This is a genomic window from Marinobacter sp. H13 (assembly GCF_059072335.1).
In genome coordinates, this window is sequence record NZ_JCACRU010000001.1 from 2,725,785 (window position 1) to 2,741,039 (window position 15,255).

Sequence of the window (15,255 nt, forward strand, 5' to 3'; positions counted from 1 at the left end):
CGCGCTCAGCCGCCGTTCAGTTCCAGAACAAAGTCCTGTTTGGCGAGATAGTCCCGTTCGTTTTCCAGGTCGGCCAGGGTCAGCGGCCTGTCATCCAGCCAACCTGACGGAAACTCCAGCACCAACTTGTCCTTGTGTGCCGTCAGGGTGAAGGCCGGAGGCGGCTCCATGTTGCGTGGGTGTTGAATCAGAACCGCCAGGCGCACCAGCACGCAGAGGTAACGCAGCCTGGCAATGTCTTCCGGGTCCAGGCCCTCGAAGATTGCCGAGGCGAATTTTCTCCGGTGGCCGCGCACGAGAGTTGCCAGGTCGCGCTGGAACTGCTGGGTGAAGCCGGGCAGATCCGAGTAGCGCAACAGATAGGCGCCGTGTTTATGGTACTGGCTATGGGAAATGGTCAGGCCGATCTCATGCAGTCGGCAGGCCCAGCGCAGTACTTCTTCATCTGCCGGGGTGTTCAGGGCCCAGGCGTCGGCAACCTGCCGCCATGCTGCCACGGCCGTTTCCTCAACGGCAGCGCCATGTGCCTGGTCAACGTGGTAACGCTCCTGAAGCGCGGAAATGGTTCGCTCACGGACATCCTCGTGCTGGATTCGCCCGACAATGTCGTAAAGCAGACCTTCCCTCAGAGCACCATCGGCGAACGCCATGTCCTTGATACCAAGGGACTGGAATGCCCCCATCAGGATGGCAAATCCGGCCGGGAATATGCTCTGGCGGTCCGAGCGTACGCCCAGATCTCCCAGTTTTTCTGTTTTACCCATGTCCACCAGCCGCTTGCGAAGTTCCTGCATGGCGGCGAGGGTAATGGTGCCGTCGGTGATCTTCAGGGTCGCCAATACGCTGGCAATGGCTTTGATCGAGCCGGATGAGCCCACCGCACTTTGCCATCCCACGGAGCGGTAATGCTGGCGGATGTTGAGCAGTTCCTGTTCTGCGTGGATCACTGCCTTGTCCATCTGCCGCCTGGTTATCTTGCCGTCCGGGAAATACCGGTTACGGAACGACACGCAACCCATGTGCAGGCTTTCAAGCTCCTGGGGTTCAAACCGCTGGCCGATGATGAATTCGGTGCTGCCACCGCCAATATCGATAACCAGTCGACGCCCGATGTCGTCGGAGAGGGTATGTGAAACCCCCAGATAGATCAGGCGTGCTTCCTCGCGGCCGGCAATGATCTCTACCGGATAGCCCAGCGCTTCTTCGGCCCGGGCCATGAACTGATGGGCATTGCGCGCCACGCGAAGCGCGTTGGTGCCGACAATCTGCACCGCCTCTGGCGGCATGCCCTTGAGCCGTTGAGCGAAGCGTCCCAGGCAGGCGAGGGCCCGCTCCTGGGCGTCTTCAGTGAGCCGGTTGTATTGGTCCAGCCCAGCTCCGAGCTGAACCTTTTCTCCCATCTTCTCGAGGGTCCGGATTTCCCCATGCACTAGTCTGGCAACCACCATGTGGAAGCTGTTCGAGCCCATGTCGATGGCTGCGAGTACCTCGGATGAGGCGGCAGCGTTTTCGGCGGTGGATGCGGCCGTCACGTGGTCGGAATCCTTTTGAGATGAACGTGCGGGGTACTATAAGCGAAATCCCTCAGGCCTGTCAGTAACCGGAAAACCGCGCATTTGACGACGGTCAGGCCTGGATCGGTTCTTACCGCTTCACATCCGGCTGATCAATCGCGTAAAGTATGTCTTACCGTGATTTGGGTGAAAGGTTGTCCGTATAACCCGGACAGCCTTCAGCGACAGTCAACAGCACCTGTGCCCGGCAGGTTATTCCCTGAAAGGGACATGCCGATGTGCAGCAGTAGTGCATGAATCAGGAAAAGGTAATGAGCGGAAATATCGTAAATGTAACCGACGCTTCTTTTGAGCAGGATGTACTGCAGTCCGACGTCCCCGTTCTGGTGGACTACTGGGCAGAGTGGTGCGGCCCCTGCAAGATGATTGCCCCGGTGCTTGAAGAGATTGCCGACGAATACGACGGCAAACTGAAAGTCTGCAAGCTCAACATTGACGAGAACGAGCAGACCCCGCCGAAGTTCAACATCCGCGGTATCCCCACCCTGATGCTGTTCAAGAACGGCAACGTGGACGCCACGAAAGTCGGCGCGCTCTCCAAATCCCAGCTGGCGGCTTTCCTGGACAGCAATCTCTGATTGCAGGCAGGTCACCAGAAACCGCCCCTGAGCCCAGGCTCACGGGCGGTTTTTTTATGGCCAGTTACTTCCAGTCCTCGGAGCGCGCCCGATCGGATTCTTTCTGTTCCACCCAGTGCTCCCCGTCTGAGGTGATTTCCTTTTTCCAGAACGGAGCGGATGTCTTCAGGGCGTCCATGATGAACTCGCAGGCCGCGAACGCGTCCCCACGGTGGGCGCTGCACACCCCGACGAAGACAATCTGGTCGCACAGCGCCAGCCTGCCCACCCGGTGAATCACCCGGGCCTTGCGCACATCCCAGCGCTTCGAGGCGTCATCAATGAGCCCCTGGATCACCTGTTCGGTCATTCCGGGGTAGTGTTCCAGGTAGAGCCCGGTAACGCCCTGCAAGTCACCGCTGTCCCGCACCAGGCCGGTAAACGTTGCAATGGCGCCGGTGCCGGCGCCACTGTCACGCAGCGCCGCGTACTCAGCGGCCACATCAAAATCGTCAGACTGGACCGAAATCATCTCAACCTCCGGTGACCGGCGGGAAAAAGGCAAGCTCGTCGCCGGCTTTCACCTCAGAGCCCGGTTTCGCCATGGCCTGGTTGATCGCAATCATAACCGGCTGGTCGCCCTGCAACTGATCCCAGGGGCCGCCCTGGCTGGCCAGCTCTGCAAGTACATCGCCCGCTGTGAGGCCAGGCCTGGCGTCGATAGCCAGCTGGTCGGTTTTCAGGTCTTCGCGCAGACGGGCGAAGAAGCGCACTGTAATCGTGTTATCACTCATGGTCAGCTCAACAGTTCCGCAAACGAGTAGTAGGTTAGCAGGTCGCCGGGGCTGACGGTGCTGTTTTCAGGCACCACGGCCAGGCCGTCAGCCCAACAGGTAGAGCTCAGGATGCCGGAGCTCTGGTTGGGATAGGCGGCCACCACCGGCCCGGATCCCCGGGATTCCTTGCGGGCCCGGACGAACTCCCGGCGTATCGACGGCGAGTCAATGGTAAAGTCTGCCGGTATCCGCTCGCCCGAGAGAGGTTTCGGGTTGCGCCCCTGGCGTTTCCGGATATAGGGCATGCCCACCATCAGGAAAGTGACCAGCACAGACCCCGGGTTGCCGGGCAGTCCCAGCACCGGGGTCCCCCCGATGGCACCAAAAGCCACCGGTTTCCCGGGCTTGATGGCCATCTTCCAGAGCGACAGACTGCCTGACTCCTCCAGCACTGCACGCACGTGGTCCTCTTCGCCCACGGATACGCCACCGCTGGTGATAACCAGGTCAGCGGCCTCGGCCGCACGCTGCAGTGTTTCGCGGGTCGCCTCGCGCTTGTCCCTGAGTGTTTCGCACAGAACGACCTCGCAACCGGCTTCGGTGAGCAACCCCATCAGGGTGAAGCGGTTGCTGTTGTAGATCTGGCCCGGGCCGAGCGGCAAGCCAGGGTCCACCAGCTCATCTCCCGTGGAGAGAATGGCGACTTTCAACCGCGCCAGGACGGCAACCCGGGCAACGCCCATGGAGGCCAGTAGTCCCATCTCATTGGGACGTACCTGTGTACCTTTTGCCAGAGCAAGATCGCCCCGGGTGAGATCCTGCCCCCGGCGGCGAATATTCTGCCCTTCGTCTACTTCCGCCTGTACAAGAATGCCGGATTCCGTCACCTCAATCCGCTCCTGCATGACCACCGAGTCGGCGCCCTCGGGAATCTCTGAGCCGGTAAAGATGCGCGCAGCGGTGCCGGGTTCCAGGGGCTTCGGCGCTTCACCGGCCGGAATCCGGGCCGAGACCGGTATTGGCCGGTCTCCATGCAGATCCTGTTTGCGCAGGGCGTATCCGTCCACCGCACTGTTGTCAGCCGGCGGCACGTCGGCCGGCACATAGTGGTTTTCGGCAAGTACCCGGCCCAGGGAGTCGGCCAGTGCGACGGTTTCAATCTGCGCAACCACCGGTGCTTCCGACAACAAGTGGTCCAGGGCATCTTCCAGGGGCGTGAGGTTTGGCTTGGCCATCAAGTCTTAACTCCGATCGGGATGTCTTCTGCCTCAGCGCTTGGCGCGCTGTCCAATGACTTCGTTGAGCCGCGACATTGGCTTCTCGGGTTTGCGCAAGACCAGCCCCGAGAAATTGCATGGTGTGTGACGGCTGTCCAGCTGACTGAGGAGAATGCCTTCCCAGCCGGTGCGGCAGGCGCCGGTCGAGCCGGGCAGGCAGAAGATCACCGTGTGGTTTGCCATTCCCGCCATCGCCCGTGACTGCACGGTTGATGATCCGATTTCGGCGGCTGACAGGCGGCGGAATTCCTCACCAAAGCCTTCGATGGTTTTGTCGAGCAAAGGCCTTACCGCCTCCGGTGTGCTATCTCGTTCAAGCAGGCCGGTGCCACCGGTAATGATCACTGCGTGCACCTGTGAATCGGCAATCCAGCCGGACAACAAGGCCCGCACCAGATAGACGTCGTCCGGCAGGATCCGGCGGGCGACCAGGTTGTGGCCGGCTTCGACCACGCTGTCCTCCAGAAATTGCCCGGACGTGTCCTGTTCAGGCCCACGGGTATCGGAGACGGTCAGCAGGGCAACGTTCAGGGGTTTCATTTCGGTACTGGGTACACTGCTCATGGATGGGCTCCATAATCGTTGAAAAGTTGTTATACGCCAGTATCGCCATCACGGGCTTTTAATGGAAGGGAGTAACCCATCAGGGGGAGGCGCCAGCGGCCGGTTGTGGCCGGTTTGGCGTGAAATTGCTGTTAATTTGTGCAGTGCACTTGACATTCGCCAGTCAGGTGGCCGATGATCGCTCTTGCCCGGCGAACGGTTGTTCCCACTCTCTGGCTTCAGTACCTTAATTCCGGACTCCATCTACACCGGTTGCTCCAACTGGCCAGCACCAAGTTCAGCGTTTTTTTACGATCAATACGTTCAGGGGCACCCCTGTCATTCCAATACTCGTTTACTTCCATTCCTGAAAATCCAACAAACTATGAATCTTACTGAACTCAAGCAGAAATCCGTGCCCGAATTGCTCGATATTGCGCAAGAGATGGGCCTCGATAACCTGGCTCGTTCGCGCAAACAGGATGTGATCTTCACAATCCTGAAGAAGCACGCAAAAAGCGGCGAAGACATCTACGGCGACGGCGTACTGGAAATTCTGCAGGACGGCTTCGGCTTCCTCCGTTCCGCTGACGCCTCCTACCTGGCAGGGCCTGACGACATCTATGTCTCTCCGAGTCAGATCCGCCGGTTTAACCTGCGCACGGGCGACACGGTCGCAGGCAAGATTCGCCCGCCCAAAGATGGTGAGCGCTACTTTGCCTTGTTGAAGGTCAGCGAGATCAATTTCGACAAGCCGGATAACGCCCGAAACAAGATTCTCTTCGAGAACCTCACGCCGCTGTTCCCGGACGAGCGCCTGATGCTCGAGGCCGGTAACGGCAGTACCGAGGATCTCTCCTCCCGGGTCCTGGACCTGGTTGCGCCCATCGGTAAAGGCCAGCGCGGGCTTATCGTTTCCCCGCCCAAGGCCGGTAAGACACTGCTGATGCAGAGCATCGCCCAGTCCATCACCCGCAACAATCCAGAGTGCCATGTCATGGTACTGCTGATTGACGAGCGGCCAGAGGAAGTGACCGAGATGCAGCGCACCGTGCGCGGCGAGGTCATCGCCTCCACGTTTGACGAGCCGCCGGCCCGCCACGTGCAGGTTGCTGAAATGGTGATTGAAAAGGCCAAGCGTCTGGTAGAGCACAAGAAGGACGTGGTCATCCTGCTGGATTCCATCACCCGTCTGGCTCGTGCCTACAACACGGTGATCCCGTCCTCCGGCAAGGTCCTGACCGGTGGTGTTGACGCCCATGCCCTGGAAAAACCCAAGCGCTTCTTCGGTGCCGCCCGTAACGTGGAAGAAGGTGGAAGCCTGACCATCCTTGCCACGGCGCTGGTCAACACTGGTTCCAAGATGGACGAGGTTATCTACGAGGAGTTCAAGGGCACCGGCAACATGGAGATCCATCTGGATCGCAAGATTGCCGAGAAGCGAACCTATCCGGCGATCAATATCCGCAGCTCCGGCACCCGTCGTGAGGATCTGCTGATGAGTGAAGCCGACATCCAGCGGGTCTGGATCCTGCGCAAGCTCCTGCATTCTATGGACGACGATACCGCCGCCATCGAGTTCCTGCTGGACAAGCTCAAGGACACCAAGACCAACGACGAGTTTTTTCAGTCCATGAAGCGTCGTTGATCTCTCCCTAAGCTAGGACTAGCGCCTCTGGTTTTGGGGGCGGGCAGAGCCGGGGAGAACCTCCCCGGACACGCCGTGAACCCATCCCTGGGGGCTCGGCATTGCCATCCCTGGCAATGCACGGTCCGGGGAGGTTCTCCCCGGCTCCGCCGTTCATGCCACGTGCGCGCAGTTTGTTCCAACTGCTTTAAAGCAGTCCAGCGACCACCGATCTCCGTAGTACTGGCATATCTGAACGGAGTAACCGATGAAATACAACGACCTGCGAGACTTCATTGACCAGCTGGAGAAGCTGGGTGAGCTGAAACGCATCAGCGTTGAAGTCGACCCCCATCTGGAAATGACCGAAATCTGCGACCGTACATTGCGGGCAGGTGGTCCTGCGTTGTTGTTTGAAAACCCCAAGGGCTATGACATGCCGGTGCTGGCCAACCTGTTCGGGACACCGAAGCGGGTAGCGTTGGGCATGGGGCAGGATAACGTCACGGCGCTTCGGGACATCGGTAAGCTCCTCGCGTTTCTCAAGGAACCGGATCCCCCCAAGGGTTTTCGCGATGCCATCGAAAAACTGCCGCTGTTCCGGCAGGTGATGCGCATGAGCCCCAAGGTACTGCGTTCCGCGCCCTGCCAGGATGTCGTGATCGAAAAGGATCAGGTGGACCTGTATCAGATTCCGGTGCAGCATTGCTGGCCTGGCGATGCCGGGCCGCTGGTGACCTGGCCACTGGTGATTACCCGTGGGCCCCATAAAGAACGCCAGAACCTGGGCATCTACCGGCAGCAGGTCATCGGTCGCAACCGTCTGATCATGCGCTGGCTGAGTCATCGCGGTGGTGCCCTGGATTTCCAGGAGTTCCAGAAGAGCAATCCCGGCCAACCCTATCCGGTGGCTGTGGCCCTCGGTGCCGATCCGGCGACCATTCTGGGGGCGGTGACGCCGGTGCCGGATACGCTGTCGGAATACGCCTTTGCCGGGCTGCTTCGCGGCAGCCGGACCGAGCTGGTCAAGGCGGGGCTGAGCGATCTGCAGGTGCCGGCAAGCGCCGAAATCGTGCTGGAAGGTTTCATCTACCCGGATGACATGGCGCCGGAAGGACCGTTCGGTGATCACACCGGTTACTACAACGAAGTGGACCACTTCCCGGTATTCACCGTAGAACGGGTCACTCATCGCCGGGATCCGATCTATCACAGTACCTATACCGGTCGCCCGCCTGATGAGCCGGCGATTCTCGGGGTGGCCCTGAACGAGGTCTTTATTCCGATTCTGCAGAAGCAGTTCCCGGAGATCGTGGATTTTTACCTGCCACCGGAAGGCTGTTCCTATCGCCTTGCAGTGGTGACCATGAAGAAACAGTACCCCGGCCATGCCAAACGGGTGATGATGGGGGTATGGTCGTTTCTTCGGCAGTTCATGTACACCAAATTTGTGATTGTCACGGATGACGACGTGAATGCCCGTAACTGGGAAGACGTGATCTGGGCGATCACTACCCGGATGGATCCAACCCGGGATACCACGCTGGTGGAGAATACGCCCATCGATTACCTGGACTTTGCCTCGCCGGTATCCGGCCTGGGTTCCAAAATGGGGATGGATGCCACCAACAAGTGGCCGGGTGAGACCACCCGGGAGTGGGGTGAGCCGATCGCCATGACCGAAGATGTGAAAAAACGCGTCGACGAGCTGTGGGATACCCTGGGTATTGAAAGTCCGGCATCGCGCCCCGACTGATATGGGCAGTGAACATCGGGCGGTGCGGCTTTGGCCCTCTGGTATCGCCTTCATTGCGGCGTCGGAGGCAGACTTGCTCGGCGCTGCCGCGCGGGCTGGCGTAGCTGTGCCGGCAGCCTGTCGCAACGGGGTATGTGAAATCTGCGAGGCCCGGTTACTGAAGGGCGCCGCGCTTAATACCCGAAACCAACAGACTATAAAGATCGGTGAGCGCTTGATGATGTGCCGTAGCATCGCGCTCACGGATCTGGAACTGGAGATATCCGCCGTTATGGCAGCTGGAAACAATCAGCCTGGCAAGTTTCAGGCAAAAGTCGTGGACGTAAGGTCGATCAGTCACGATGTCTATCGCGTTGAGCTACAGCTTCCGCGGCGTCGGGAGCTGTCGTTTCATGCCGGGCAATATCTGTCGGTCAATCTGCCTGATGCTGACCCCTGTTACTTTTCCATCGCCAGCAGTCCATCGGACCAGAATATCGAGCTGCATATCCAGGCGACCCCCGAGTGGGTGTCCGCGCAGAAGGTGATTGATGCCCTGACGTCCGGTGGCGAGGTAACCGTGGAGCTGCCCCATGGCAAAGCCTGCCTGGCGTCAGTGCCGACCAGGCCGCTGTTGCTGGTGGCTGCCGGCACCGGCTTTGCCCAGATGAAGAGCCTGGTGGATTACCTCCGGGAAACGTCCTACGACCAACCGGTCAAGCTGTACTGGGGAGTTCGTCGACACGAGGACATGTATCTTCGCGCCCTGGCACAGCAGTGGCAGGACGAGTGGCCCCGCTTCACGTTCCTGCCGGTGGTGGGAGATGACGAGGATAATGACTGGGCTGGCCATCACGACCAGCTGGTTCGCGCGGTGCTTGCATCCGGTATGGACTGGAAGAATGTGGAGGTCCATGCCAGCGGTTCGCCCACCATGGTGTACACACTGATGGATGCTCTGGTAGATGCGGGCCTGCCCGAAGAGGCGTTCTTTTCTGACGTGCTGGAGTACGCCCCCCGTTCGTGAAGCAGCCTGTGTAGTAGAATAAAAAAAGGGCCAGATGAGACGTTCATCTGGCCCTTTTTCATTACACCTTGGCGCTAAGCCCTCGGCATTGGCAGTTCCGGCAGCCCGTTATCCTTGGCCAGCCCCTGCATCAGCAATTTGACGCTGGCTTCTTCCTCGCCCATGTGGGCATTCAGGCGGCTTAGCTCTGCCAGTGCCTCCCGGCTCCGCTTCAGCCGCAGGCTGGTCTCGAAATATTCACGGGCCTTGCCCCAGAGTTCGTTGCGAAGGCTCAGCCGTCCCAGGGCCAGCAGAAGCTCGGGGTTGTTGGGCCGGTCTTTCAGCCATTGTTCGGCCAGCAACAACTGTTCATCCGGTTTCTGGCCCTTCACCCGCCCGTACAGATTGATCAGCTCATCGCTCCAGTGGTTGCGCAGCACCTTGCGCAACAGGGTTTCGGTCTGTACCTCGTCGCCAAGGCTGGCAAGCAGGCGGGCGTAGTCCCTTATGGTGTATTCGTCGCGACGCAGGAAGCCCGGCAATTCGTCCCAGAGCCTGGTCAGCGGTTCCAGGGATGCATCGGGATCCTGTTTCTGCTGGCGCCGGCAATCTTCCGCGGCACACTCCAGCAGGTTATGCCAGACCTGGCGTTCCAGATCATTGAGTTCCGCTTCCGAGAGCACGCTGCGTTTGCGAAGTTCAGGCAATAACCTGGACAGTTCGCGCCAGTCTTCCAGGCGCAGATAGGTGTTTTTGAGCAGTTTCAGCACAAAGGGGTGATGGGGCGACTGTTTGCGAAGGCGAACCAGCGTGGCCAGGGCCTGTTCAAGGCGGTTGCCTGCCAGTTGCAGCTGGGCCTGGGTAATACCGACGGCCATGTCAGAGCCGGGGGTGCTGTCGAAGGCCTTGCGAAGCAGATCATCCACGGCCTCGTGATCACCGGTCTCGAACGATGCCTGGGCGGCGGCAAGATAATTGATCAGGGGCGTGTCGGCATGGCTTGCGGAGGATGTCAGCAGTTTGCGGGCCCTGGGCCAGTTGCCTTCGGCCAGCGCCAGCAAACCCTGGGTGGTCCGGCGTCGGGCCCGGCGTTCATTGCCGCGGGCAATCCAGCCCGCCACCAGGCCGGTGCTGGTTCTGAGTCGGCGGATGAGGTTGATGGTCAGGACAGTCAGCACGATCAGGGCCACGATCAGGCCCAGCCCCACCCAGAAGTTGGTTTCGATCAGGTAATGGCCAAGGCTGATCCGGATGTAGCCCAGATCATATTGCAATCCGAGGGAAAGGCCGGTGCCAATCAGCAGCGCCAGCAGAACGATCAGTAACAGGCGAATCATGAATCATCGCCTCCATTACCGCCGTCGGCGTTGTCCTCGCCATTATCATTGTTGGCATTTAGGCGTCCGGCCAGCCGCTCCTTGAGCAGGTCCAGGGACTGACTGATATCCGGCAGCTCCGGGTCCACGTTCTTGCCGGCCAGCTCAGCCAGGGTGTCACTCAGGGCGGTGACCCGGGGATTGCTTGCGTTGTACCAGTCGTCAATGGTGGTTCGGGCCTTGGTAAGGGCGCGCTCATACAGCGGCTGGTTGCCCCGCAATACCGCCATCTCGGCCTCTTCCAGCATCAGCTGTAGGTTTAGTCGGGCATAGGCGCTCTGGTCGGGAGAGAGCAGCGGCTTGACCGGCTCGTCCATGCGGCGCACAACCACCACCTGCATCAGTGTTGCTTTCACCTTGTTCCAGGCCTGTACCACAGCGCCGGGTTCTTCGTCGGTTCCAGCGCTTTCTCCCTGTGCAGCGTTGACCACAAAGCCGGGCGCGTTCTCACTGATCAGGGCCTGGTCGGTAAGCTGGTGAATGCTGTCGATGGCCGCTTCCAGTGTCAGGTAGAGTCCGGTGCGGTCAACGCCGGTCAGGCCCTTGAGTGCGAGGATTTCGCGAGCCAGTTGCTGGCGAACCGGGTAGACACCGATGTCGTCGGATTCATTCAGCACTTCGTCTGCCGCTTCCAGGGCCGACATGGCTCCGCGGATGTCTTTTTCGATCATCAACCGCTGATTGGCAATGCGCAGAAGGTATTCCGCCTCGGCCAGCAGCCAGTCCGTGCGTGTGCGGTTTCCGGCTTCCAGCAGTTCACGGGCATTGTGGTCGATCTGGCGCTGCTGGGTGGCAATCAGTTCTCGCTGGCTCGCCAGTTTCTCTTCGAGGGACTGCAGGCGCTGGCTTTGCTGGCTGCCGCGGTCGCCATAGAGATCTTCAAGCTGGGCGGTGTCCTGCTTCAGGCTCTCGATTGTCTGCATGACAGCCTGGTGGTTGTTCCACTGTTGCCAGCTCCAGAGCGCCAGGGCGATTGCGATGATCAGGGCGAGAATGGCAACCAGCCATACCGGCCAGAGTTTCTGGCGAGCAGGCGGTTCCTTGGAAACGGTTGCGGGCAGTTGATTCGTTGTCTCTGTCACGGGCGTCCTTACTTGGCTTTTCCGGAGCCACCGTCCCGGCCGGCAAGTTGCGCTGCAACCGTGGCCACGATGTCGTTATCGGCAAGGCTTCCTGGTATACACGGATTTAGGAATCCCGCTGTCCGGGCCTGTTCGGCAACCCGATCTGCGGGAACAATCAATAACCTATCGTATAGATTATGGCCGCTATTCGCACATAGTGCGATGAGATTGTTCAAGGTTTCGCCCGACAGGGCGACGATGGCCTCCGGAGCAAAGGTATCGAGGGTGGCCCGGATCCGCTCCGGCGCGTGGTCAGGGCGAAAGCGGCGGTACAGGGGCAGCAGGGTCACGCGGGCGCCCCTGGCTTCAAGGGTTTCGCGGATCAGTTCGCGTCCGGTTTCCCCGCGAGCGAGCAGAACCCGCTCATGCTGGAGGTTTTGCAGTGACGGCAATGCCAGTAGTGCCTCGCTGGTCCAGCCCTCGGGCGGCCGCCGCGGGCTGAGACCGTGTTCCGCAAGCACGGCTGCGGTGCCGGCACCAACGCCATACCAGCGGATGCCCATGGGCACCTGGGGCCACCAGGTGTCCACCTCTTCCAGCAGCAGCCGGGCGGCAAACGGGCTGACTGCGATCACATGGGAAAATTCATCCAGGCTCAGAATGAGTGTGCGGCGCTCGGGCGTTTCCGGCAGAGGTTCCCGGTCAATCAGTGGCAGGATATGTACATCGGCACCGGCTGCACGAAACCGGCTGGCCAGGCGCGAAGCCTCGGGCTCGGGCCGGCAGATCAGAATCCGCCGGCCGTTCAGGTCGGGCTCAGGTTGGTGTGTGGCCATAGATTTCAGCCAGCACCTTGTCGGCTCCGAGAGCCAGCAGATCCTCGGCCAGTTCCCGGCCCAGACGTTCGCCTTCGGCCCGTGGCGCGCGGCCTTCGACCCGGAAAATCTGGGTGCCATCAACAGCGCCCACCAAGCCCCGCAGCCAGATTGTATCGTCGTCTTCAAGAAGCGCGTACGCCGCGATTGGCACCTGACAACCACCTTCCAGCCGACGGTTCAGAGCCCGTTCGGCGGTGACGCGATCCCAGGTGTCTTTGTGCTTCAGGGGTTCGAGCATGGCCAGCAGATCCTGGTCATCGACCCGGCATTCAATGCCCAGGGCGCCCTGGCCGACCGCCGGCAGCGACAACGTGTCGGGCAGGCAGTAGCGGATGCGCTCGTGAAAGCCCAGACGCTTAAGCCCGGAGCTGGCCAGTACAATCGCTTCGTATTCGCCGGCATCAAGCTTGGCCAGGCGGGTGTTGACGTTGCCGCGCAGCACGCGGATTTCCAGATCCGGGCGATAGGCTCGAAGCTGGGCCTCCCGGCGCAGGCTTGCGGTGCCGACCACGGCACCGTGGGGCAGGGCGTCAACGTTGTCGTAGTGGTTGCTGACAAAGGCGTCGGTCGGGTCTTCACGCTCGCAGATAGCCACCAGCCCCAGCCCTTCCGGAAACTCCATGGGCACGTCTTTCATGGAATGCACGGCCAGGTCGGCCCGGCCGTCCAGCATGGCCTCTTCCAGTTCCTTGACGAACAGGCCCTTGCCGCCGATTTTCGCCAGGGGCACGTCCAGGATCTTGTCGCCCTGGGTCTTGATCTTGACCAGTTCCACGGTGATGTTGTCGTGCAGCCTTTCCAGTTCGGCCTTGATGAATTCCGCCTGCCACAGCGCCAGTGCGCTGCTGCGGGTTGCAATGCGAAGGGTACGTTTGGACATGACACTCACTGTCGGTTCGAAAAAATGTCCGCCAAGGTTACCTTGTGGCGGCAGAAAAGTCCCGCGGCTACCACCTTTGGGAGTCATGCTGGTTCAGCCTGGCTGGTGCTCCTGAAGCCACTGGCGCACGTTGCTGGCATGGCGGCGGCTGACCGGCAGTTCGCCCCGGCCTTCCCTCAGGGCGACCAGGTTGTGGCCATCCGGCGTCCGTCTCAGTGCCTGGATAAAGCGAACCCCCACCAGGGTGTTCCGGTGGATCCTGAGCAGGGTGCTCGGGTAGCTGTTTTCCAGTTCCTTCAGCGTGTAGTCACACACGGTTTCGCCCCGGGCGTGATGGATGGTGACGTATTTTTGATCTGCCTCGCAGTAGAGGATTTCCGACAGATCGATCAGCTCGGTGCCGCGGTGCGTGCGCACCGCCAACTGTTCCTGGCTGTGGGCAGCCTGGCCGTTGAGTGCCTGCAACTGTACCCGGTTGACCCTGCCGGCCCGGGCCAGGGCCTCCGCCAAGGCCTCTTTGCGAACCGGTTTGAGCAGGTAGGCGATGGCCTGCACGTCGAATGCCTGGATAGCGTAGTGGTCGTAGGCCGTGCAGAAGATCAGCGCCGGTGGATTGGCCAGCTGGCTAAGTCTGCTGGCGGCCTCCATGCCGTCCATGCCCGGCATCCGGATATCCAGCAACAGTATGTCTGGCTCCAGTTCCGCCACCTGTTTCAAGCAACTGTCGCCGTCTGCAGCTTCGCCACAGACCCGATACCCCGGAACCGCCTCCACCAACCGGCGGATGCGTTCCCGGGCCAGGGGTTCGTCATCGGCGATCAGGACGCTGCGGGTATCAGTCATGTCTTGTCTCGGTTCCGTTGGTCAGGGGTTTATTGTTTTCGGGCTCTCTGCTCGCCGGCCTTCCGTCGCGGCAGTCGCAGGGTAACCGTGTACACATCGTGCTGGTGGCTGTGTTTGAGCACCGCCGGCTCACCGAAAAGCGCCCGTAGCCGTGACTGAATGTTGGCCAGCGCCATTCGGTTGCCGTCATGTTGCTGCTTATTCTGGTCCGGCTTTGGATTCTGTACCAGCAGGTAGACAAATTCGCCTTTGGCCTGGGCTTCAATCCTGACGGTGCCACCGTCCGGGCGCGGCTGGATACCATGGTAGATGGCGTTTTCCACCAATGGCTGCAGTGTGAGCGGGGGAATGGCCTGGTGCTCCAGGCCTTCTTCAATCTGCCATTCCAGTTTCAGGCGGTCGCCCAGGCGCAGTGCTTCGATGGCCAGGTAACGCTGGCACAAAGCCAGTTCCCTCGATAGCGGAATCAGCTGGTCGCCGGTGCGAAGGCTGGCGCGAAACAGTTCCGAAAGATCCAGAACGGCTTCTTCGGCCCGTTCCGGATTGATGGCAATCAGGCTGGCAATGGTGTTCATGCTGTTGAACAGGAAGTGTGGCTGAATGCGGGCCTGCAGTGATGCCAGATGCGCCTGCATTTCCGCTTCACGCTGCTGTTGCCACTGGTGCTGCAGGTAAAAATAGCGCAGCACCATGAGCACGATCAGCAACGCCAGCAGCATTTTCTTGGCTACGCCCTGCCAGACGGCCACGCCGTCCTGGGGGTGCAGTACGCTGTCGGCGAACAGGCTGAAGGCGAGCACATCCAGCAGCACAATGGCGACGATGGTGGTCGTTGCCCCGGAGACGGACATTCGAGCAAGCCGCGTGCGCAATAGGCAGATCAGGGCGGCACTGGTGAGGGTGGTCCACTGCACGAACAGTGACAGCAGTCCGAAGTAATTCCAGTCGATCCAGCCCCGATCCGCCTGCACGATGGCGAGCACCAGAACCAGCAGTTCACTGGTCACCAGCAACAGGAACACGGCCCTCACCCGGCACAGGTCCGGAACGAAGAACTCGCTCGCTGTCACATCTTTGTCCCCGTTACGGGGTGTCTCCTTTACCCGGGTCAGAATGGTA

General features: G+C 60.4%; 15 protein-coding genes. 4 read left to right on the forward strand and 11 right to left on the reverse strand.

Annotated features, from left to right (window positions below):
* Positions 1-5: 5 nt before the first annotated feature.
* A complete protein-coding gene (gene ppx, locus AC5JQH_RS12590; RefSeq protein WP_491713514.1) occupies positions 6-1,532 on the reverse strand; it encodes an exopolyphosphatase in 1,527 nt (508 codons plus the stop codon).
* A 293-nt stretch (positions 1,533-1,825) separates the two neighbouring features.
* On the opposite strand from ppx, the gene trxA reads away from it, so the two are divergent.
* Positions 1,826-2,152: a thioredoxin TrxA gene (gene trxA / locus AC5JQH_RS12595; protein ID WP_008169901.1), complete on the forward strand. Its 327-nt coding sequence runs from the start codon at positions 1,826-1,828 to the stop codon at positions 2,150-2,152.
* 64 nt (positions 2,153-2,216) lie between these two features.
* Here the strand turns inward: trxA and AC5JQH_RS12600 are convergent, their stop codons facing one another.
* From AC5JQH_RS12600 to moaB, 4 genes are read right to left on the reverse strand one after another with little or no spacing between them, the layout of a single operon-like run.
* The gene (locus AC5JQH_RS12600; protein ID WP_014575841.1) at positions 2,217-2,663 is read right to left on the reverse strand and encodes a molybdenum cofactor biosynthesis protein MoaE; all 447 of its coding nucleotides are present in this window, start codon (positions 2,661-2,663) and stop codon (positions 2,217-2,219) included.
* 1 nt (position 2,664) lies between these two features.
* The gene (locus AC5JQH_RS12605) at positions 2,665-2,925 is read right to left on the reverse strand and encodes a MoaD/ThiS family protein (protein WP_041644897.1); all 261 of its coding nucleotides are present in this window, start codon (positions 2,923-2,925) and stop codon (positions 2,665-2,667) included.
* A 2-nt stretch (positions 2,926-2,927) separates the two neighbouring features.
* Positions 2,928-4,142 (reverse strand): molybdopterin molybdotransferase MoeA, encoded by a 1,215-nt coding sequence (locus tag AC5JQH_RS12610; RefSeq protein WP_273070147.1) that lies wholly within the window; start codon positions 4,140-4,142, stop codon positions 2,928-2,930.
* Positions 4,143-4,175: 33 nt separating this feature from the next.
* Entirely contained in the window at positions 4,176-4,748 is a 573-nt protein-coding gene (gene moaB / locus AC5JQH_RS12615) for a molybdenum cofactor biosynthesis protein B (protein WP_053114150.1), read from the reverse strand.
* A 364-nt stretch (positions 4,749-5,112) separates the two neighbouring features.
* Here moaB and rho point away from each other — a divergent pair, with 364 nt between their 5' ends.
* From rho to AC5JQH_RS12630, 3 genes are all read left to right on the forward strand, one after another.
* The gene (gene rho, locus AC5JQH_RS12620) at positions 5,113-6,375 is read left to right on the forward strand and encodes a transcription termination factor Rho (protein ID WP_008169890.1); all 1,263 of its coding nucleotides are present in this window, start codon (positions 5,113-5,115) and stop codon (positions 6,373-6,375) included.
* Positions 6,376-6,622: 247 nt separating this feature from the next.
* On the forward strand, positions 6,623-8,110 hold the full coding sequence (gene ubiD / locus AC5JQH_RS12625; RefSeq protein ID WP_062782888.1) for a 4-hydroxy-3-polyprenylbenzoate decarboxylase: 1,488 nt from the start codon (positions 6,623-6,625) through the stop codon (positions 8,108-8,110).
* Between the two features lies 1 nt (position 8,111).
* Complete coding sequence (locus tag AC5JQH_RS12630) at positions 8,112-9,116, forward strand: FAD-binding oxidoreductase (protein ID WP_053114153.1); 1,005 nt, start codon at positions 8,112-8,114, stop codon at positions 9,114-9,116.
* Between the two features lie 74 nt (positions 9,117-9,190).
* Here AC5JQH_RS12630 and AC5JQH_RS12635 read toward each other — a convergent pair whose 3' ends face one another.
* The 6 genes from AC5JQH_RS12635 to AC5JQH_RS12660 all read right to left on the reverse strand — a co-directional run bounded on the left by AC5JQH_RS12635 (position 9,191) and on the right by AC5JQH_RS12660 (position 15,206).
* Positions 9,191-10,432 (reverse strand): heme biosynthesis HemY N-terminal domain-containing protein, encoded by a 1,242-nt coding sequence (locus AC5JQH_RS12635; protein ID WP_288367045.1) that lies wholly within the window; start codon positions 10,430-10,432, stop codon positions 9,191-9,193.
* Positions 10,429-11,553 carry a uroporphyrinogen-III C-methyltransferase gene (locus AC5JQH_RS12640; RefSeq protein ID WP_092033532.1) on the reverse strand — a complete coding sequence of 375 codons (1,125 nt, stop codon included), beginning with the start codon at positions 11,551-11,553 and terminating at the stop codon, positions 10,429-10,431. The genes AC5JQH_RS12635 and AC5JQH_RS12640 overlap by 4 nt, the downstream gene beginning before the upstream one ends.
* Positions 11,554-11,561: 8 nt before the next feature.
* Positions 11,562-12,371 (reverse strand): uroporphyrinogen-III synthase, encoded by an 810-nt coding sequence (locus tag AC5JQH_RS12645; RefSeq protein WP_288367046.1) that lies wholly within the window; start codon positions 12,369-12,371, stop codon positions 11,562-11,564.
* Positions 12,352-13,293: a hydroxymethylbilane synthase gene (gene hemC, locus AC5JQH_RS12650; RefSeq protein ID WP_014575851.1), complete on the reverse strand. Its 942-nt coding sequence runs from the start codon at positions 13,291-13,293 to the stop codon at positions 12,352-12,354. The genes AC5JQH_RS12645 and hemC overlap by 20 nt, the downstream gene beginning before the upstream one ends.
* 93 nt (positions 13,294-13,386) lie before the next feature.
* Complete coding sequence (locus AC5JQH_RS12655) at positions 13,387-14,136, reverse strand: LytR/AlgR family response regulator transcription factor (RefSeq protein ID WP_014575852.1); 750 nt, start codon at positions 14,134-14,136, stop codon at positions 13,387-13,389.
* 29 nt (positions 14,137-14,165) lie between these two features.
* Positions 14,166-15,206 carry a sensor histidine kinase gene (locus tag AC5JQH_RS12660; RefSeq protein WP_288367048.1) on the reverse strand — a complete coding sequence of 347 codons (1,041 nt, stop codon included), beginning with the start codon at positions 15,204-15,206 and terminating at the stop codon, positions 14,166-14,168.
* Positions 15,207-15,255: the final 49 nt, after the last annotated feature.